Genomic DNA, 19,290 nt, shown 5'->3' with positions numbered 1-19,290 from the left:
CAGTGAAACCCGTCATCGCGTCTTGAGCTCAACCGCGCGTCGTTCGGCGCTCGCGCCATTCCGCATCCGCAACTACCGCTTTCAATGGCCGTCCGATCTGCTCACTTCCTGGGCGTTCGAGGTCGAGACGCTGGTGCTCGGCTGGTACGTCTTGGCCGAGACCGGCTCGGTGCTGCTGCTCACCGTCCTTGCATCGCTGCAATATGTCGGGACGCTGGTAGCGCCGGTGTTCGGGATGATCGGAGACCGCGTCGGTCACCGCGATCTCCTGGTCGCGATGCGTCTTGCCTATACGGCGCTGTCGTCGACCATCATGGCGCTGGCTCTCAGCGGCCATCTGGCGCCGCTCAACGTCATGATCATCGTCGCGATCATGGGCCTGATCCGCCCCTCGGATCTCGGCATTCGCGGCGCGCTGCTTGCCGACATCATGCCAGCCGAGCAACTGGTTGGCGCCATCAGCCTGTCGCGCACGACGCAGGACAGCGCGCGCATCGTCGGCGCATTGACCGGCGCCGGACTGTTCGCCGCGCTTGGCATTGGGCTCGTCTATGTGGCGATCGCCTGTCTCTACCTCGCGGCCGCTGTCCTGATGCTCTGCCTGACCCGGCCGAAGAAATCCGTCGCCACTCACCCGCCGGGGCACAGTGCCGGCGCGAGACTGCTGCGCGACCTCAAGGACGGCATCGTCTACGCCTGGAATGGTCCGGGGATGCGCGCGGCGCTCTCTGTCGCGTTCCTGGCCAATCTCACCGCATTTCCGCTGACCAACGGGCTATTGCCCTATGTCGCACGCGACATCTTTCATACCGACCAGACCGGCCTCGGCTATCTGTCGGCGAGCTTCGCCGTGGGCTCGCTGACCGGCTCGATCACGCTCAGCCTGGTGAGCGGCCTGCGCATCGCCCGGCTTCTGATCGGCGCGACGCTCGCCTGGTACGCGATGCTGCTGGTGTTCGTCGAAATCAGGACCATGCCGGTGGCCATGACCTGCCTCGTGCTTACCGGCATCGCCCAGAGCATGTCTATGATTGCGGCCGCCGTGATCCTGATGCGTACGGCGAGCGCGCACCTCCGGGGCCGCGTCATGGGGGTGCGCATGATGGTGATCTACGGCCTGCCGCTCGGGCTGCTTGCGGCGGGCAGCCTGATCGACATCATCGGCTATTCCGCGATGGGATCGCTCTATGCGATCTCCGGTTTCATCGCGATGACGGCAGTCTTCGTGCGCTGGCGTAAGGGTCTGTGGCCGACACACGCGCCGGCCAACGCAGGATGACGAGGCACGTACCCGGGGCTCTAGTCGCCGTAAGCGCGCAGCCGCTCGATATCGAGGATGGTGACGCCGCCATATTCGAGCCGCAGCAGGCCCTCCTTCTCCAGCCGGTTCAGCGCGCGGTTGGCGTTCTGTCGCGACATGCCGGAGAGCGCGCCGATCTCCTCCTGGGTGATCTCCAGATGCGTGGTCGATTCCGGATAGAGGATCGGGTTGAACAGCGAGGCGATGCTGCGGGCGAGACGCGCGGTGGCGTCCAGTGTGCGGTTGACCTCGAGCATGCCGATGAACTGGGCGAGCCGCTCGTTGAGCTGGCGTACCAGGAAGCGGTTGAAGCCGACGCTGTTCTCGAACAGCCACATGAAGGCGCTGCGCTCCATCAGCGCGACGCGGCTGTCGCGCAGGGCAACCACGTCGTAGCGGCGCGGCTCGTTCTTGAGCACGCTGCCCTCGCCGAACCAGGCGCCGGCCGTGAGCCCGGCAAGGCTCGTCTCCTTGCCGTCACGCGAGACTCCGCCCATGCGGGCAAGGCCGCTCACCATGCCGACCCAATAGTCGAATTTGTCGCCGCGCATGAAAACGGTCTCGCCGGTGCCGTAGGACCGCTCCGTGATGCCGGTGCGGGCGACCTCGATCTCTCGTTCCGTGAGCTCGCGCGACCACGCGGCGACGCGCTTCAGATGATCCTCTGAAATCATGATCCCGAAGCCAGCCGCACCGTTTCGTCACTCCACCCGTTTGCTGCATTGCAGCATGACCGCCGCACCCTCCATCCGACGAAAGATGAAGGCGCCCCCTCGCCCGAAAAACATTGTCGCCGAATTGTCAGGCGCAAGACATTTCAAAATAGCGCTTTACCCTATTGAGGGCCACCTTGGACGATGCGGCTTTTGATCCCGACGGGAACGAGAGCGGCACCAAGCCGGTCGAGACCAATAGCTGCATGGCCTCTCCGGCACGGCCGTATTAGGATCGCCAGGCACGAACGGATGAAGAGCGCGCCAAGCGCCATCACCGGGGAGGGTATTTTTTGGTGGCTACCAGTCTTGAAGTGCGCGGCGTGTCCCTTCGGTTCGGCGGCGTTCGCGCGCTGACCGATGTCGGCTTCGCCATCAAGGAGGGCGAGCTGTTCTCGATCATCGGCCCCAACGGCGCCGGCAAGACCTCGATCGTGAACTGTATTTCCGGTCGCTACAAGCCGACCGAGGGCCAGCTCTTCTACCAGGGCCGTGACATCACCGGATTGACGCCGAATGCCCGCGCCTCGCTCGGCATTGGGCGCACCTTCCAGAATCTGGCGCTGTTCCACCATATGAGCGTGCTCGACAACATCATGGTCGGCCGCCATCACCTCCTGAGGAACAATTTCATCACCGGCTCGCTCTACTGGCTCACCGGCGCGCGCAAGGAGGAGCTCGAGCACCGCCGCAAGGTGGAGGAGATCATCGACTTCCTCGACCTCCAGTCGGTGCGCAAGGCGACCGCCGGCACCCTCTCCTACGGCCTGCGCAAGCGCGTGGAGCTCGCACGCGCCATGGCGCTGGAGCCGCGCCTCATCCTCCTCGACGAGCCGATGGCCGGCATGAACTTCGAGGAGAAGGAGGACATGGCCCGCTACATCGTCGATCTCAACGAGGAGTTCGGGATGACGGTGGTGATGATCGAGCACGACATGGGCGTGGTGATGGACATCTCCCACCGCGTCATGGTGCTGGATTTCGGCCGCAAGATCGCCGAGGGCGATCCGGCCACGGTGCTGGCCGATCCCCACGTCAAGCGCGCCTATCTCGGTGAGGAGGACGAGGTGCTGGTCGATCCGGACGACGCACCGGTGCGGACAGAGAGCGCAGCATGATGGATTACGCGGGGCGCGTCGCGCGGGCCGACACCTACCCAAAGCTGCTGCGGCTCAACGCGAAGGAGCATGGCAGCGAGATCGCGCTGCGCGAGAAGGACTTTGGTCTCTGGCGCCTGTTCACCTGGAGCGACTACCAGACGCGGGTACGCGATTTCGCGCTTGGCCTCGTCGAGCTCGGCCTCGGCCGCGGCGACGTCATCGGCATCATCGGCGACAACCGGCCGGACTGGGTCGCGGCTGAAGTGGCGACCCATGCGATCGGCGGCTTGAGCCTCGGGCTCTATCGCGACGTGCTGGACGAGGAGGCGTCCTATCTCCTCAACTATGGCGAGGCGCAGCTCGTGTTCGCCGAGGACGAGGAGCAGGTCGACAAGCTGCTTGCGCTCGCCGACCGCGTGCCGAAGCTCAAGCACATCATCTATTCGGATCCGCGCGGGATGCGGAAATATGACGATCAGCGCCTGATGTCGGCGGAAAAATTCGCCGAGCTCGGCCGCGCCCGGGCCGCGCGGGAGCCGGCGCTTTACGACAGCCTCGTGGATGCGACCAAGGGGGAGGACGTCGCGATCCTCTGCACCACCTCGGGCACCACCTCGCATCCGAAGCTCGCAATGCTCGCCGCCGGCCGCGTGCTCGGCCATTGCGCGACCTATCTCGCCTTCGACCCGAAGGGCCCCGAGGACGAATATGTCTCGGTGCTGCCGCTGCCGTGGATCATGGAGCAGGTCTACGTGCTCGGCAAAGGCCTCCTGTGCCGGATGAAGATCAACTTCGTCGAAGAGCCCGACACCATGATGAACGATCTGCGTGAGATCGCGCCGACGTTCGTGCTGTTTGCGCCACGCGTGTGGGAATCGATCGCAGCCGACGTCCGCGCCAAGGTGATGGACGCAACGCCCTTCAAGCAGCGCCTGTTCGATCTCGGCATGAAGACGGGTCTCGCCGCACTCGAACAGGGCAAACGTTCGGGCTTGGCCGATGCGATCCTGTTCCGCGCGCTGCGCGACCGGCTCGGCTTCACCCGGCTGCGCTCGGCGGCAACCGGCGGCGCGGCGCTCGGGCCCGACACCTTCAAGTTCTTCCAGGCGATGGGCGTGCCGCTGCGCACGCTCTACGGCCAGACCGAGCTGCTCGGCGCCTACACGCTGCATCCCGCGGGCAAGGTCGATCCAGATACCACGGGCGTGCCGATGGCCGACGATATCGAGATCCGCATCGACAATGCCGATATCCACGGCGTCGGCGAGATCGTGGTGCGGCATCCCAACATGTTTCTCGGCTACTACAAGAACCCGGAAGCGAGCGTCGCCGACATCAGGGACGGCTGGATGTTGTCGGGCGATGCCGGCTATTTCAACGACAACAAGCAGCTCGTCGTCATCGACCGCATCAAGGATCTCGCCGAGACCTCGCGCGGCGAGCGCTTCTCGCCGCAGTTCATCGAGAACAAGCTGAAGTTCTCGCCCTATATCGCCGAGGCCGTGGTGCTCGGCGCCGGACGCGACGCGCTCGCGGCGATGATCTGCATCCGCTACTCCATCATCTCGAAATGGGCGGAGAAGAACCGGCTCTCCTTCACGACCTACAGCGACCTCGCCTCGCGGCCCGAGGTCTATGCGCTGCTCCGGAAGGAAGTCGAGACCGTTAACGCGACGCTGCCACCGGCGCAGCGCATCTCGCGCTTCCTCTTGCTCTACAAGGAGCTGGACGCCGACGACGGCGAGCTCACCCGCACGAGAAAGGTGCGCCGCAGCGTCATCAACGAGAAATACGCAGGCATCATCGACGCCATCTACCGCGGCGACGCCGACATCCCGGTCGACACCGTCATCCGCTTCCAGGACGGCACCACCCAGCGCGTGCGCACTACCCTGCGCGTGGTGGACCTCGGCGTCCACGGCATCATGGCGGAGGCGGCGGAGTGATTCAGGAAGCGCGCACTGCCGCTCTTCGCCTCTCCCCGCTTGCCGGGAGAGGCCGGATCGCATCGCTAGATGCGATCCGGGTGAGGGGGAGCCTCCGCGAGGGCGGTCACGATGGTCTCGAGAACGCCGGCCAGATTGCTCGCTACGTCGTTGTTCCAGAAGCGCAGGATCCGATAGTTGCTGTCGGTCAGCCATTTGTCGCGTACGGCATCCTGCGGACTGTCGGCATGTTGTCCGCCGTCGACTTCAATGATCAAACGACATTCGCGGCAAACGAAGTCTACGGTGTACGGCCCGATCGGCTCCTGCCGGACGAACTTATAACCATTCAACCGGCGAGCACGCAGGCGATACCAGAGCGTCCCTTCCGCATTCGTCAATTCCGATCGCAAGTTTCTCGCACGCTTGGTCTTGGACTCATCGGCACTTCGCATGCGGAAGCTCCCCCTCACCCGCCGCGCTTTGCACGTCGGCCTCTCCCGGCAAGCGGGGAGAGGCGAAAGGTCCAACATACATGAACACCGCCTTCCTCATTCAGCTTCTGGTCAACGGCCTCGTGGTCGGCACGCTCTATGGCGTGGTGGCGATGTCGTTCGTGCTGATCTACAAGGCGACGCAGGTCGTCAATTTCGCCCAAGGCGAGCTCCTGCTGGTCGGCGCCTGGGTGTGCTGGGCCTTGCTTGCGAAATACCAGGTGCCGTTCTGGATCGGCATGCCGATGACGCTGGTGTTCATGTTCGTGTTCGGCATCGCGATCCAGGTTCTCATCCTGAGGCCGATGATCGGCGAGCCGATCATCTCGGTGATCATGGTGACGATCGGCCTCTCCACCGTGTTGCAGGCAACGCTGAAGTGGATGTTCGGCGTCAATCCGCAGCCGTTTCCCCGCGTATTCGAGAGCCAGTCGGTCAGCCTGTTCGGGCTCCAGATCCAGACCGTCTATATCATGAGCCTCGTCGTCTCGGTCGCCATGATGATCGGCATGGCCTGGTTCTTCCGCGCCTCAAAGTACGGCCTTGCGATGCGCGCGACTGCGTTCAACCAGCAGGTCGCGCAGTCGCTCGGCATTTCCGTCAAAAGCGTGTTCGCGATGGCCTGGGCGATCTCGGCCACGGTGTCAGCGGTCGCTGGCGTGGTGGTCGCTGTCGTGAACGGCGTGTCTTCGGGCCTTGCCGCCTACGGCATCAAGGTATTTCCGGCCGCGATCCTCGGCGGGCTCGATTCCGTCGGCGGCGCCGTGCTCGGCGGCATCATCATCGGGCTTTTGGAAAACATCGCACAATATGTCGACAGCCAGTACTTGCACTGGGGCAATCTCTACGAGATCGCGCCGTTCTACGTGCTGATCATCGTGCTGATGATCAAGCCCTACGGCCTGTTCGGCACCCACGACATCGAGCGGATCTGACCCATGGCCGGCCCTGCCCTCATCCCTGCTGGTGATTTCCGCACCTCCTACGCGGCCGACACCACGATCTTCCCGACCAAGACCAGCCGCAACTTCGCGATCGCCGGCGTGCTGCTGCTTTGTCTCGCACCGCAATTCTTTGGCGGATACTGGCTCAGCATCCTGATCCAGATCGGCATCTTCTCGATCGCCGCGCTCGGCCTGAACATCCTGGTCGGCTTCACCGGGCAGATCTCGATCGGGCACGCCGCCTTCTTCCTGCTCGGCGCCTTCACCTCTGCCTACATCTCCAACAATGCGCCGATCCCGGTGTTCTTCGCGATCCCGCTTGCGGGCATCGTCACTGCGCTGGTCGGGCTTATCTTCGGCATTCCGGCGGCGCGGCTGAAGGGGCTCTACCTGGTCATCGCAACCCTCGCGGCGCAATACATCCTGCTCGACTTCTTCTCCCGCGCCGAATGGTTCTCCGGCGGCTCGGTGCCGGCGAGCGCAAACCCGTTCTCGATCTTCGGCTACACGCTGCGCGGCGACAAACAGTACTTCTACGTCGTGCTGGCCTATGTGCTCGCAAGCTACGTCCTCGTCACCAATCTGATGCGCACGCGTGACGGCCGCGCGCTGGTCGCGATCCGCGACCATTATCTCTCCGCGGAGATCATGGGCATCAACCTCACCAAGTACCGCACGCTGTCGTTTGGCCTGGCGGCCTTCTTCGCCGGCATCGCGGGCGCGCTCTACGCGCACTACCAGCTCGTGGTATCGCAGGAGGGTTTCGGCATCGAGCGCTCGATCCTGTTCCTGGCCATGATCATCATCGGCGGCACCGGCTCGATCATGGGCACGCTGATGGGCACCGCCTTCGTGGTGCTGCTGCCGGAATCGATGGAGTGGCTGAGCCTGCACCTGAAAGGCGGCGCGATCGATCAGGCGCTCTCGCTCAACAACAACATCACGTTCCTGCGCGAGATCGCGATCGGCCTCATCATCATCGCGTTCCTGATGTTCGAGCCCGACGGGCTCGCGCACCGCTGGCGGCAGATCAAGGCCTACTGGAAACTCTACCCGTTCTCGCATTGAGCGCGGCAACTTCACTTAAACGATAACAGGAGGAACCAACCCATGAAGACGAAATCGCTCTTGAGCACCGCATCGCTCGCGCTGGCGATCGCCGCATTCTCGGCGAGCGCGCAGGCGCAGATTGCGATCGGGCACCTCGCCGACTATTCCGGCGGCACCTCCGACGTCGGCACGCCCTACGGCCAGGCCGTCGCCGACACCTTCGCCTGGATCAACAAGAACGGCGGCGTCGGCGGCAAACAGATCAGCGTCGACACCAATGATTACGGCTACCAGGTGCCGCGCGCGATCGCGCTCTACAAGAAGTGGTCGGCGCCCGACAGCAAGGTCGCTGCGATCATGGGCTGGGGCACGGCCGACACCGAGGCGCTCACCGGCTTCCTCGCCCAGGACAAGATTCCCGACATGTCGGGCTCCCACGCCGCGGCGCTGACCGATCCGGAAGGCACGAGCGGCAAGGCCAAGCCCGCGCCCTACAATTTCTTCTACGGCCCGAGCTATTCGGACTCGCTGCGCGCGATGCTGATGTGGGCGGCCGAGGACTGGAAGGCCAAGGGCAAGCCCGGCAAGCCGAAATTCGTGCACATGGGCGCCAACCACCCCTATCCGAACGCGCCGAAGGCCGCCGGCGAAGCCATGGCGCAGGAGCTCGGCTTCGAGGTGCTGCCGCCGCTGGTGTTCGCGCTGTCGCCGGGTGACTACAGCGCGCAGTGCCTCAGCCTGAAATCCTCCGGCGCCAATTATGCCTATCTCGGCAACACAGCGGCATCGAACATTTCCGTCATGAAGGCTTGCAAGACCGCCGGCGCCGACGTGCAGTTCCTCGGCAATGTCTGGGGCATGGACGAGAATGCCGCCAAGACCGCGGGCGACGCTGCGGACGGCGTGATCTTCCCGCTGCGCACCGCGGTGAGCTGGGGCGGCGATGCGCCCGGCATGAAGACGGTGATGGAAATCTCCAAGATGTCGGATCCGACCGGCAAGGTCTATCGTCCCGTGCACTACATCGCGGCCGTCTGCTCGGCGCTCTACATGAAGGAGGCGCTCGACTGGGCCGCCAAGAACGGCGGCGCCACCGGCGACAACGTCGTGAAGGGCTTCTACCAGAGGAAGGATTGGGTGCCGGCCGGCATGGAAGGCGTCTGCAATCCCTCGACCTGGACCGAGAAAGACCACCGCGGCACGCTGAAGGTCGATCTCTATCGCACCAAGGTCGCGGGCGCGACCGACGGCGACCTCAACGACCTCATGGCCAAGGGCACGATCAAGCTCGAGAAGGTCAAGACCATCGAGTTGCCGCGCAAGCCGGAATTGCTGGGGTGGTGAGCTCAACGCTGGCCGCACGCACAACTGTCATCCCCCGCGAAAGCGGGGGATCCAGTACGCCGCGGCTGCTCTGGGGACGTCGAGCGTCTCTGGAATCCTGGGTCGCCCGGTCAAGCCGGGCGACGAGAGCGGAGATCTATGAAGCATGACTGACACCGCCGAAGTCACTCGTCCCTCTCCCAGCGTCGTGCCCGCACCTCCGCTCCTCAGCGTGCGCAACATCGAGGTCGTCTATGACGACGTCATCCTGGTGCTGCGCGGCCTCAGCCTCGACGTGCCCAAGGGCGCGATCGTGGCGCTCTTGGGCGCCAATGGCGCCGGCAAGTCGACGACGCTGAAGGCGATCTCGGGGCTGCTCAAGACCGAGGACGGCGAGGTGACGCGCGGCGAGATCCTGTTCGAGGGCTCTGCTATCGCCGGCATCGATCCCGACAAGATCGTGCGCCGGGGCATCTTCCAGGTGATGGAGGGCCGGCGCATCGTCGCCGACATGACGTCGCTGGAAAACCTGAGGCTCGGTGCCTTCACCCGCAGGGACCGCGAGGTCGATGCCGATCTCGACATGGTCTTCAACTACTTCCCGCGCCTGAAGGAGCGCACCGGGCTTGCCGGCTACCTCTCCGGCGGCGAGCAACAGATGCTCGCGATCGGCCGCGCGCTGATGGCGCGCCCGAAAATGATCCTGATGGACGAGCCGTCGATGGGATTGTCGCCGCTGCTGGTGAAAGAGGTGTTTTCGATCATCCAGAAGATCAACCGCGACCTCGGCGTGACCATTCTGCTGGTCGAGCAGAACGCACGCGCCGCGCTGTCGGTCGCAAGCCACGGCTACATCATGGAACAGGGCAAGGTCGTGCTCGACGGGACCGCGGACGAATTGCGCGACAATGAGGACGTCAAGGAATTCTATCTCGGCGGCGCCGGCGACCAGCGCAAGAGCTTCAAGAACCTGAAGAGCTTCAAGCGGCGCAAGCGCTGGCTATAGCGTACTCAAGCGAAGTGGGAACCGGTTCCCGTGAAGAAAACGCGTCAAAACAAAAGCGCCTATTCGAGCACCTGCTCCGCTTCCGTGACTGCGCAGAGAACATGATAGAACGACGACGCAGGAATGGTGTCGACCAGCGACGTGCCGTCGCGATCGAACTGATCATACCAACCGCCCCTCACGGGATGGCTGAGGTAATGACGTTCGACCCGCACCAGCGCCGCGCGCGCTTCCTCCGCTGCTCCCGCCTCGCCGGACTCGGCCTGCGCGATCCACGCCTTCGCCATCTCGGTCTGCGGCCACAGCCGGCGCGAGCTGCGACGGATGCCGCCGGCGTCATCGCCCTCGTCGGCGAGGCAGCCGGTCGCCTCGTCGCGATAGCGCAGCGCGGTGACCAGAAGTTCAGCGCGCCGCTGCCCGGTCGGGCATCCCGTGATGCGCTCGAAACCCTTGAGCAGCCACACCCACTCGGCCTGATGGCCCGGCTCGACGCTCACCGGCTCGATCTTCGACCAGTCCTCCTCGAAATACTCCGTCAAGATCCGCTTCTGCTTGTCGTAGAGATTGGCGAGGAACAGCGCGAAGAACTCGCCGGCGCGGTTCTGGAACGACAGATCGTGGGTCGCGTCGAAACAGGCGATCATCGCCTCGAACAGATGCATGTGCGGATTCTGCCGGCGCGGCAGCGACACCGGCAGGCCTTCGTGGACGCCACCATGGGGCGAGCGCAAATGGCCGTCGAGGAACGCCAGCAGCGCGTCGATCTCCGCGCGAACCTGCGCGTCCTGATCGAGCGCATAGACGGTCGCCAGCGCAAACAGGATGAAGGCGTGGTCGTAAGCATCGCGCCGCGCGTCCAGCACCGCGCCCCCCGGCGTCAGCCGGTGCACATAGCCGGGTCGGCCGTCGGGCGCCTTGGCCTTCGCCAGCATGTGCTCCAGCCCCTTCAGCGCGAGGGCGCGGCCATCCGGATACCAGCCCATCTGCGCCGCCTTGGCGAAGCACCAGATCTGGCGTGCCTGCACGAACACGCGCCGTGGCGCGGCCGCATCCGCCGTGCCGTCGCGGTGCAGCCGGTCGACGAAACCGCCTGCGGCAGCGTCCCAGCCGACGGTCGACCACAATGGCAGCGCCTCGTCGATCATGCGGCGCTTCAGGCGCGCGACGACGTCCGCCGTCGCCTCCGCCGCAATGATCGGTTCGTCCGCCACCTTAACCTCTCCAGGCCACCGCAATTGCCGTCTGATAGCGATGCCAGCGGCGGCGCGCAACGGATGCCAACCCCCGAGGACCAGCCATGACCGCCCATTACGACGCCCTGGAGACGCGCGAGCAAGGCGCGCGCGAGGCCGAGCTGTTCTCCCGCCTGCCGGGCGTGCTGGAGAGCGCGATGGCCGCGCCCGCCTATGCCGAGCGGCTCAGGGGCCTCGATCCGGCCTCAGTGACCTCCAGAGCGGCGCTGGCGCGCCTTCCGGTGCTGCGCAAATCGGAACTGCCGGCCCTGCACAAGGCCTCGGCGCCCTTCGGCGGCTTCGTGGCGGCTGCACCCGGCTCGTTCGCCCGGCTCTTCACCTCTCCGGGCCCGATCTTCGAGCCGGAGGGGCGGCAGGCCGATCCCTGGCGCGGCGCCCGGGCGCTGTTCGCGGCCGGGTTCCGGGAGGGCGACGTCGTGCTCAACACCTTCAGCTATCACCTCACCCCCGGCGGCTTCATCTTCGATGCCTCGGCGCGCGCGCTCGGCTGCGCCGTGATCCCCGCGGGCCCGGGCAATACCGAGCAGCAATTCGAGCTGGTCGAGGCCTACCGGCCGGTCGGCTACAGCGGCACGCCGGACTTTTTGAAGATCCTGCTCGATGCCGCAGCAGCCTCGGGGCGCGACGTCTCGTCGATCAAGCGCGCGCTGGTCTCGGGCGCCGCGTTCCCGCCCTCGCTCCAGGCCGAGATCAAGGCGCGCGGCATCGACGCCTACCAGGCCTTCGGCACCGCCGATCTCGGCCTCATCGCCTTCGAGACCGAGGCGCGCGAGGGCATGGTCGTGAACGAGGATCTGATCCTCGAGATCGTCAAGCCGGGCACCAGCGATCCCGTTGCGGAAGGCGATGTCGGCGAGATCGTGGTGACGTCGCTCGACCCGCACCACCCCTGGATCCGCCTCGCACTCGGCGACCTCACCGCGGCGCTGCCGGGCCCGAGCAAATGCGGGCGCACCAACATGCGCATCAAGGGCTGGATGGGCCGCGCCGACCAGACCACCAAGGTCAAGGGCATGTTCGTCCGCCCCGAGCAGATCGCAGAGATCGGCAAGCGCCATCCCGCGCTCGGACGCCTGCGCCTCGTCGTCACGCGCGAGCGCGAAACCGATGCGATGACCTTGAGGGCGGAAACGGGCGCGCCAAGCGATGCGCTGCGCGAAGAGATTGCTGCCAGCCTGCGCGCGGTGACGAAGCTCGGCGGAGCGGTCGAGCTGGTTTCCGCCGGCGCGCTGCCGAACGACGGCAAGGTGATCGCGGACGAACGGTGAGGCCTGCAGGCGGGTGGCTATTTCGAGCCGATCGCGGCCCACGACATCTCGTTGACCCATTCGAGGCGCACGCCCTTCAGCCCCGCGTCTTCCATCAGGCTCTGGACCGTCTCGCGGCGCCAGTAATGCGCGATGCGCGGCAGCATCTGGTCGAACACGATCGAGCGGAGGTGCCGGAACGAGAACGTCCGCAGCAGGTCGAAATAGGCAAGCCGCCCGACGCCCAGACGCAGCAGCAGCCAGAGCACCGCACTCGGATACAGCGAGAGATGATGCACGAGGCCGATCGGCAGGCGCGAGAACAGCGCCTTGCGCAAGGGATCGGCGAAGCGGACGATCCACTCGTTGTTCTCGTAGCCGTACACCCAGATCAGCACGCGCCCGCCAGGCTTGGCCGCCTTCACCATCTGCCGCAGCGCCAGTTCGGGGCTTTCGAGGTGATGAATGACGCCGATCGAGAACGCGATGTCGAAGCGATCCTCGAAGCCGATGTCGAACGCGCTCTGCTTCAGCACCGTCGCGTTGGGAAACTGGGCGAGGTTGTGGCGGGCGACCGCGAGCGAGCCGTCGTCGATGTCCATCGCCACCGCTTCACGCGCGCCGTATTTCAGCGGCCACAACGAATTTCGTCCGGTGCCGCAGCCGACGTCGAGCACGCTCATGCCCTTCCAGTCGTCCGGTCCGACAAACGGCGTCCACTTGCGGAACTGCGTCTCGTAGTCGGCGCGAATCTCGTTGTAGTGGCTCCATTCGTAGCCGAACCGTTCGGACGAACCGGTCGGCTTGCTCATGCTGGTGCTGTTCTCGCTCATCAGAACCTTCCGGTCGGGGCGACGCGCGCCTTCAGCCGCGCCAGACCATCGCGGACCTCGGGCGGCAATGCCCTCACGACGCTCTTTCGCAGGCGGAACCAGCGCGGCGACAAATCGGCGATCGGCACACCGTCGCGGACGCGCGTGGCCTGGATCGCCGGATCAAGCGCGGCCTGGTGGTCGCGGTGGACGTAGAGGATGGTGTTGTAGCGATACCAGAACGAGATGCGGTGATTGCCTGCGACCTGCGGCCGGATGAAGTCGTAGGCGTCGAACCCGTGCCGCACAAGCCGTTCCCGCCAGAAATCGTAGGGCTGTTCGTTGACGTGATATTCGCCGCCCTGCCCCGGTACCGCCGCGGAGAACATCACGTATTTGCGCGCATGAGCCACGAGGTTCTGCACGAACTGATCGGCGAACTGCGCGTCGATATGCTCGGCGACCTCAAGCGACTGCACGAGATCGAACGTGCGCCCGAGATCGAGCGGGCGCGACAGGTCGGCCGGCGTGAACAACTCGCGTGGAATCCCGAGATCGTCCAGCCGCACATAATCGCCATCGACGCCCCTGATGTCGGCAATCCCCGCACTGCGCCAGACGCTGAGCCAGCCGCCCGCCGCGCAGCCGATGTCGGCAACGCTTGCGATCGGAAGCGCGCGCAAGAGCAGCGGAATGATCTCCGAGGCGGCATAGTGCGACGACATGGATGCGTAATCCATGAACTTCTCGTCGTACTGGCGCTGCATCGCCCCCTCCGTCATGCTATCGCGCCAGCGCGAACCACCTTGACATAGGCGACGTCGTGCATCGGCCCGTTCAGGACTCGCGTGCGCGCCACGCCGGCCACGCCCGACACGACCGCGACGAGATCCTCCAGCTTGCGCGGAAAGCGGCCGCGATCCATCCTGAAGAACATCTCCTTGGCGCGATCGCGCGGATTGACGGGCAGGATCGCATCGATGATGTGAAACGCGCCGCCCGCCCTGACCACACGCAACGCTTCCAGCGCCATCGCCTGGAGCTGGCCGCCGTCGAGATGATGCGTGGTCGCGACCGAGATGACCTGGTCGAACGAGGCATCCGGGAAGGTGAGCTTCGTCGCGTCCATCGCAATGAACTCGCCGCCCGAACGAATTCGCTTGGCGGCCGCGATATAGTCGGGATTGATGTCGATCCCGCAATAGCGACCGGGAATGATCTGCCGCGTCGCGCCGGTGCCGCAGCCGAGATCGAGCACGGAGGTCTCCGCGGTCAACGGCACCTCCTCGGCGATCAACTGTGTGTACCGGCGCACCGTCGGCTGGCCGATCAACTGGTTGAGATCGTAGACGGCGGGCAGTTCCAGAACCCGCTCGAGTGCTTTCCGCAACATTCGGTCCTATCCCGTAGCAGGAGAGCGACGAAACGCCTGCAGGCCGAGCCAGACCCACAGGGCGATGGCATGGTTCGAACGCCTGTTGCGGTGTTGTTGCCACAAATCGGCGGCTTCCGCGAGGTCGATGCCGGCGATTTTCTCGAGCGGAATGCGCTGGGGAATTTCCCGGAGCCAGGCCGCGAGCGGGATGCCGAACCCCTTTTTGGGCCGGGCGACCAGATCGGCCGGGACCTTTCGCGCCAGCACCTTCTTCAACAGGTATTTTCCGACGCCGTTGCGGTATTTGAACGCGGTCGGCAGCCGTGCGCAGAAATCGACCAGATCGTTGTCGAGGAAGATCGCGCGGGTCTCGAGCGAGTTCATCATCGCGGCCCGGTCGACCTTGGTCAAAATGCCGTCCTGAAGATAGAACTGGGTGTAGAATTCCAGCGTCTTCTCCACCAGCCCCAGTCCGGGAGAGTCGTTCCACAGCGTCAGGGCCTCCTCATAGAGGTCCTCGGTGGGGATCGTCTCGCCGAAGAGCCGCTCGATCTCCGGAGGCGCGAGTGGACCGAGCCAGGTCGGGTTCCACAATTCCGGTCCGTAGGACAATCCGGTCAGCGTCCTCTTGAGCTTGAAATCAAGGCTCATGTTCCGCGTCGATACCGGCAGGCGTCTCGCCAGACCGCGGATCAGGCCGTGCAGCACGCCGGGAACGCTGCTGTTGTAGAAGGACGCCGCACGCAGGGCGTGGAACGGATCGTAGCCCGCAAAGAGCTCGTCGGCGCCGTCGCCGGAGAGCGCCACGGTCACCTTCCGGCGCGCGAACTCGCATAGGAGATAAGTCGGCAGTAGCGAAGAGTCGCCGAGGGGCTCTCCGATCTTGTCGAGGAGAGCGGGAATGACGTCACGCGCCTGCGCGAGATCGAGCTTCTGCTCATTGTGCAGCGAGTTGAAGATCTGCGACACGCGGCTCGCATGCGCGGACTCGTCGAACGAACGTTCGTTGAAGCCGATCGTGAACGTCTCGAGCCGCCCTTGGCCGATGATGTCGGTTGCGGCGGACAGCACCGCGCTGGAATCGATGCCGCCGCTCAGGAATACGCCGAGCGGCACGTCGCTGATCAGGCGCCGGCGCACTGCTTGCGTGACGAGATGATCGAGCTCGTCGACGAGCTCGTCCTCCTTGCGCGACGACAGCGACTCGTCCGGCGCCAACGCAAACTGCCAGTATCGCGCCGTGGTGACGCGGTCCGAGCGGAGGTCGAAGCACAGCCAGGAGCCGCCGGTCAGCTTCGTCGCATGACGATAGGGCGTCCGCGGCGCCGGGAAGAAACCGTAGGCGAACAGCTTCTGCAATGAACGGATGTCGAGGGTCGCGTCGAAACCGCGGTGGCTTGCCAGCGAACGGAGCTCGCTCGAGAATGCGAAGAACCCGGCGCCCTTGGCGTAGAACAGCGGCTTCTCGCCGAACCGGTCTCGCGCCAGGAAGAGCCGGGCGCGCTCGCTGTCCCAGATCGCGAAGGCGAACATGCCGTTCAGGCGCCGCGGCAGGTCGTGGCCCCACTCCTCGTAGCCGTGGACGAGGACCTCGGTGTCGGAGTGGTCGGAGGCGAAGCGGTGTCCGCACCGTTCCAGCTCGCCGCGAAGCTCGACATGATTGTAGATCTCGCCGTTGAAGATGACGGCGATGGTCCCGGTCTCGTTCCACATCGGCTGCGCGCCGCCGCCGATGTCGATAATGGCGAGACGCCGGTGCCCGAGGAAGATGCGATGCTTCTCGTCGGTGTGGTAGCCGAACCCGTCAGGACCGCGATGCGCGAGCGCATCCGTCATCGCACGGATGTCGCCGATGTCCCCCGCACCGCAGAATCCGGCTATGCCGCACATCTCGTCAGGTTTCCCGCGGACCGGTTCTCGCGGCCGCCTCGCCCTCGAAATTGATCAGCTCGCGCACGAGGTAGGCGCGCGCACCTTGCGATTCGTAGTAGGTCCGCACCAGCATCTCGGCGACGAGGCCGAGCAGGATGCTGATCATGCCAACCAGGAACAACAGCGCCGCCAGCAGCGGCAGCGGCGTCAGGATCAGCGAGATATGCGCGAAGAGGCGCAGCAGGATCGCGAGACCGATGGTGGCGAAGGCGGCGATGATCGACATCAACCCGAACCCGCCGAACAGATAGATCGGCTTGGCGAAATAGCGCCGCAGGAACATCACGACCAGCAGGTCGAGCACGACCTTGAAAATGCGCTCCAGACCATAGTTCGACGCGCCGTACTGCCGCGCATGATGCGCGACGGGAAGCTCGGTGATGCGTGCGCCCTGCCACTCCGCATAGATCGGGATGAAGCGGTGCATCTCGCCATAGAGACGAACGCCGCTCACCATGCTGCGGCGGTAGACCTTCAGCGTGCAGCCGTAGTCATGCAGTTGCACGCCCGACACGCGCGAGATGAAGCGATTGGCGACCCGGCTGATCCAGTTGCGTTTCAGCTCGGAATCCTTGCGCTCCTTGCGCCAGCCTGAGACGACGTCGTAGCCTTCGTCGAGCTTGGCGAGCAGCCGCGGGATGTCGGCGGGATCGTTCTGCAGATCGGCATCGATCATGACCACGATCTCGTTCGAGGCATGGTCGATACCCGCCATCAGCGCAGCGGTCTGGCCGTAGTTCCTGCGGAAGTCGACGACCTTGACCTCGGGATGCGCGAGCGACAGCTCTCGGAGAATCGGCAGAGAGCCGTCGTGGCTGCCATCGTTGACCAGAACGATCTCAAACTGGTTGGGCAGCCCGCGCAGGACGGCCATCAGCTTCTCCACCAGAATGGGGAGGGACTGCTCTTCGTTGTAGACGGGCACGATGACGGAAAGGCCCGGCGGAGTTCGATCAGTCATAGCCTATCACGTCCGATCCAGACCGATTCCTGACGCTGCGGCAGGGCGGGCACAAGCCTCTTGGCAGCCCGCACGCTCGGCAGGGATGACGTCAGCTCTTGGAAAAATACTGGTCAAGGCCTTTGCCTCCAAGATAAGCGTGCCTGAGCATCAGATAGTACCACGGGGTTTCGATCTTGGAGAACGAAGCCTCTTCCGGCGTGTAACGTTGCTGGAGCACCTCTTGCTCGTAGGTCCGGGACTTGGCGACGATGTCGGCGGTCGGGGTCCACGGCCCCTTCCACTCGATGATCGCAATGACGAACATGAGACAGGACAGGACCGCCAGCGCCTCGCGCGTCGCGGTCGGGCGCTTCGCGAGAACCCAGGGCCAGACCGCGTAGATCAGGCCGGCGAATACCGGCAACTGGAACAGGCCAATGTAGCGCGGAAACAGTTCCGACCAGAGATAGCCCACCCGGTAGACGTAGTCGTGCCGGGAGACGACGTAGCAGAGGATGACGACGGCAACCCACCCAACCACGATGACAATGGTATCCGACGCCGGAAGGGACAGGCCTGCGAACCAGCGCACCCGCAAACGATCGATAAGCGACCATGTCGACGTCACGGCAGATCGAATCCTCGGAACCGTGAAGGCGAGGACAATAAGCCCGATCAGCACGGCAAGCACAATAGCCGCCGTCACCCAGGAAAACCCCATGATCGAGAACATGCGCTCACGCAGCGCCGTGAGGGCGACCGTGACGACGATCGGCACGAAGCAAGCCGGGCGGAGCAGCGCCTTCGGCTGATGCACGACATCGCATGCGATCATCACGCCGAGCAGGATCGGCGCCTCGCTCTGGTGGACGAAGCTCACGGCGATCGGCGCCCAGTAGGCCAGCCCGCCGCGCCCCGACCAGCGCAGCGCGTATGCGGCGAAGGCAAGCATCGCGCAGAGGGAGCGCGGAAAAACCGAGAAAGGCGAGAACGCACCCGTGGGATTGATCCACGTGTAGAGACCGAGCCCGAACGTACGATGCAGACTAACGATCGGCGCGGGCGGTGCGGGTGTTTGCTGATACAACGACCACGAAATGTCGGGCGGTGGCACGGCCAGATAGAACAGCGCGGCCAGCGCGATGGCTCCGAACAGCGGCAGCACCAGTGGTCCCCTGGCCGCCCAGAACGCGATCAGCAGGCACAGGCCGCCGAGAAGCGCGCCGGACAACACCATGCCCCAGCGCAGCGAGACGAACAAAAATTCCGCAAAATCCTTGGCAGGATCGGTCATGCCGAGCGATCGCTGTACCTGCCCCGCAAAATACATCGAAAGCGACGTGTACGGGTAATTGTCGCAATAAGCGGCGCGCATCTTCGCGCGATAGACGTAGTGCTCGTGGGCTGATGCTGCGACGAGATGCTCGACAAGCTTGTCCTGCTGGTCGTGCGACGCCTGCCCGCCATATTCGGCCCCGCACAGATACAGATACAGCAGATCCTTGTCGAACCGGATCGCGACATCGCCGATACGCCCGTAGATCCCGGTCCAGACCACCAGGGACAACAACACTGCGATCAAGGAAGCGAGGGTGAATCGCTGCGTCGAAGCCACTGCATCTGCCGTCATTGTCTGCGTCGATATCCCTCTCGCCCAAGTTGCGGCCGGACAATATCGGCGCTTCCCCGCACATTCAACAGGCATTCTTTGGCGCAAAACGAGGTCAGGAACCTGCTGGAGGGCCTGCCGGGCGATGCACGGCGCCGGCTACGGCGCATCGCCACGCGCGGGCGATTCCGCCGGCATCATGCCTCGCGTCACTTCCGGTCTGCTCCCGAAAACCGGATCGCGATCAACGAAATCCCGAACGAC

General features: G+C 64.7%; 17 protein-coding genes. 8 read left to right on the top strand and 9 right to left on the bottom strand.

Annotation, left to right across the window (positions count from 1 at the left end; all coding sequences use genetic code 11):
- The first annotated feature begins 22 nt into the window (after positions 1-22).
- Positions 23-1,279 carry an MFS transporter gene (locus AYJ54_RS38780; protein WP_063707720.1) on the top strand — a complete coding sequence of 419 codons (1,257 nt, stop codon included), beginning with the start codon at positions 23-25 and terminating at the stop codon, positions 1,277-1,279.
- Positions 1,280-1,299: 20 nt separating this feature from the next.
- Here the strand turns inward: AYJ54_RS38780 and AYJ54_RS38775 are convergent, their stop codons facing one another.
- A complete protein-coding gene (locus AYJ54_RS38775) occupies positions 1,300-1,974 on the bottom strand; it encodes a Crp/Fnr family transcriptional regulator (RefSeq protein ID WP_063707718.1) in 675 nt (224 codons plus the stop codon).
- Between the two features lie 335 nt (positions 1,975-2,309).
- Between AYJ54_RS38775 and AYJ54_RS38770 the strand changes: the two genes are divergently transcribed.
- Together AYJ54_RS38770 and AYJ54_RS38765 are read left to right on the top strand one after the other, a co-directional pair.
- The gene (locus tag AYJ54_RS38770; protein ID WP_063707716.1) at positions 2,310-3,131 is read left to right on the top strand and encodes an ABC transporter ATP-binding protein; all 822 of its coding nucleotides are present in this window, start codon (positions 2,310-2,312) and stop codon (positions 3,129-3,131) included.
- Complete coding sequence (locus AYJ54_RS38765) at positions 3,128-5,059, top strand: long-chain fatty acid--CoA ligase (RefSeq protein ID WP_063707714.1); 1,932 nt, start codon at positions 3,128-3,130, stop codon at positions 5,057-5,059. Before AYJ54_RS38770 ends, AYJ54_RS38765 begins: the two co-directional genes overlap by 4 nt.
- Before the next feature lie 65 nt (positions 5,060-5,124).
- Here the strand turns inward: AYJ54_RS38765 and AYJ54_RS38760 are convergent, their stop codons facing one another.
- On the bottom strand, positions 5,125-5,493 hold the full coding sequence (locus tag AYJ54_RS38760; RefSeq protein WP_063707712.1) for an endonuclease domain-containing protein: 369 nt from the start codon (positions 5,491-5,493) through the stop codon (positions 5,125-5,127).
- Positions 5,494-5,573: 80 nt separating this feature from the next.
- On the opposite strand from AYJ54_RS38760, the gene AYJ54_RS38755 reads away from it, so the two are divergent.
- The 4 genes from AYJ54_RS38755 to AYJ54_RS38740 all read left to right on the top strand — a co-directional run bounded on the left by AYJ54_RS38755 (position 5,574) and on the right by AYJ54_RS38740 (position 9,855).
- A complete protein-coding gene (locus AYJ54_RS38755; protein WP_063707710.1) occupies positions 5,574-6,467 on the top strand; it encodes a branched-chain amino acid ABC transporter permease in 894 nt (297 codons plus the stop codon).
- 3 nt (positions 6,468-6,470) lie between these two features.
- Positions 6,471-7,544, top strand: a complete 1,074-nt coding sequence (locus AYJ54_RS38750) for a branched-chain amino acid ABC transporter permease (RefSeq protein ID WP_063707709.1) — start codon at positions 6,471-6,473, stop codon at positions 7,542-7,544.
- Between the two features lie 42 nt (positions 7,545-7,586).
- Positions 7,587-8,870 carry an ABC transporter substrate-binding protein gene (locus tag AYJ54_RS38745; RefSeq protein ID WP_063707707.1) on the top strand — a complete coding sequence of 428 codons (1,284 nt, stop codon included), beginning with the start codon at positions 7,587-7,589 and terminating at the stop codon, positions 8,868-8,870.
- A gap of 145 nt (positions 8,871-9,015) precedes the next feature.
- The gene (locus AYJ54_RS38740) at positions 9,016-9,855 is read left to right on the top strand and encodes an ABC transporter ATP-binding protein (protein ID WP_063707705.1); all 840 of its coding nucleotides are present in this window, start codon (positions 9,016-9,018) and stop codon (positions 9,853-9,855) included.
- A 59-nt stretch (positions 9,856-9,914) separates the two neighbouring features.
- Here AYJ54_RS38740 and AYJ54_RS38735 read toward each other — a convergent pair whose 3' ends face one another.
- Positions 9,915-11,066 (bottom strand): AGE family epimerase/isomerase, encoded by a 1,152-nt coding sequence (locus tag AYJ54_RS38735; RefSeq protein ID WP_063707704.1) that lies wholly within the window; start codon positions 11,064-11,066, stop codon positions 9,915-9,917.
- An 86-nt stretch (positions 11,067-11,152) separates the two neighbouring features.
- Between AYJ54_RS38735 and AYJ54_RS38730 the strand changes: the two genes are divergently transcribed.
- The gene (locus AYJ54_RS38730) at positions 11,153-12,376 is read left to right on the top strand and encodes a phenylacetate--CoA ligase family protein (protein ID WP_063707702.1); all 1,224 of its coding nucleotides are present in this window, start codon (positions 11,153-11,155) and stop codon (positions 12,374-12,376) included.
- Positions 12,377-12,393: 17 nt separating this feature from the next.
- Here AYJ54_RS38730 and AYJ54_RS38725 read toward each other — a convergent pair whose 3' ends face one another.
- The 6 genes from AYJ54_RS38725 to AYJ54_RS38700 all read right to left on the bottom strand — a co-directional run bounded on the left by AYJ54_RS38725 (position 12,394) and on the right by AYJ54_RS38700 (position 19,047).
- Positions 12,394-13,188, bottom strand: a complete 795-nt coding sequence (locus AYJ54_RS38725; protein WP_063707700.1) for a class I SAM-dependent methyltransferase — start codon at positions 13,186-13,188, stop codon at positions 12,394-12,396.
- Complete coding sequence (locus AYJ54_RS38720; protein ID WP_136624227.1) at positions 13,188-13,934, bottom strand: class I SAM-dependent methyltransferase; 747 nt, start codon at positions 13,932-13,934, stop codon at positions 13,188-13,190. Before AYJ54_RS38720 ends, AYJ54_RS38725 begins: the two co-directional genes overlap by 1 nt.
- Before the next feature lie 11 nt (positions 13,935-13,945).
- Positions 13,946-14,560, bottom strand: a complete 615-nt coding sequence (locus AYJ54_RS38715) for a class I SAM-dependent methyltransferase (RefSeq protein ID WP_063707697.1) — start codon at positions 14,558-14,560, stop codon at positions 13,946-13,948.
- Positions 14,561-14,566: 6 nt separating this feature from the next.
- Positions 14,567-16,432 carry an asparagine synthase (glutamine-hydrolyzing) gene (gene asnB / locus AYJ54_RS38710; RefSeq protein WP_063707695.1) on the bottom strand — a complete coding sequence of 622 codons (1,866 nt, stop codon included), beginning with the start codon at positions 16,430-16,432 and terminating at the stop codon, positions 14,567-14,569.
- A 4-nt stretch (positions 16,433-16,436) separates the two neighbouring features.
- Positions 16,437-17,435 (bottom strand): glycosyltransferase family 2 protein, encoded by a 999-nt coding sequence (locus AYJ54_RS38705; RefSeq protein ID WP_063707693.1) that lies wholly within the window; start codon positions 17,433-17,435, stop codon positions 16,437-16,439.
- Between the two features lie 91 nt (positions 17,436-17,526).
- Complete coding sequence (locus AYJ54_RS38700) at positions 17,527-19,047, bottom strand: hypothetical protein (protein ID WP_136624226.1); 1,521 nt, start codon at positions 19,045-19,047, stop codon at positions 17,527-17,529.
- Positions 19,048-19,290 lie beyond the last annotated feature (243 nt).

Source organism: Bradyrhizobium centrolobii (assembly GCF_001641635.1).
In the GTDB taxonomy this organism is placed as follows: domain Bacteria; phylum Pseudomonadota; class Alphaproteobacteria; order Rhizobiales; family Xanthobacteraceae; genus Bradyrhizobium; species Bradyrhizobium centrolobii.
This window is presented reverse-complemented; position numbering and strand designations above follow the sequence as displayed.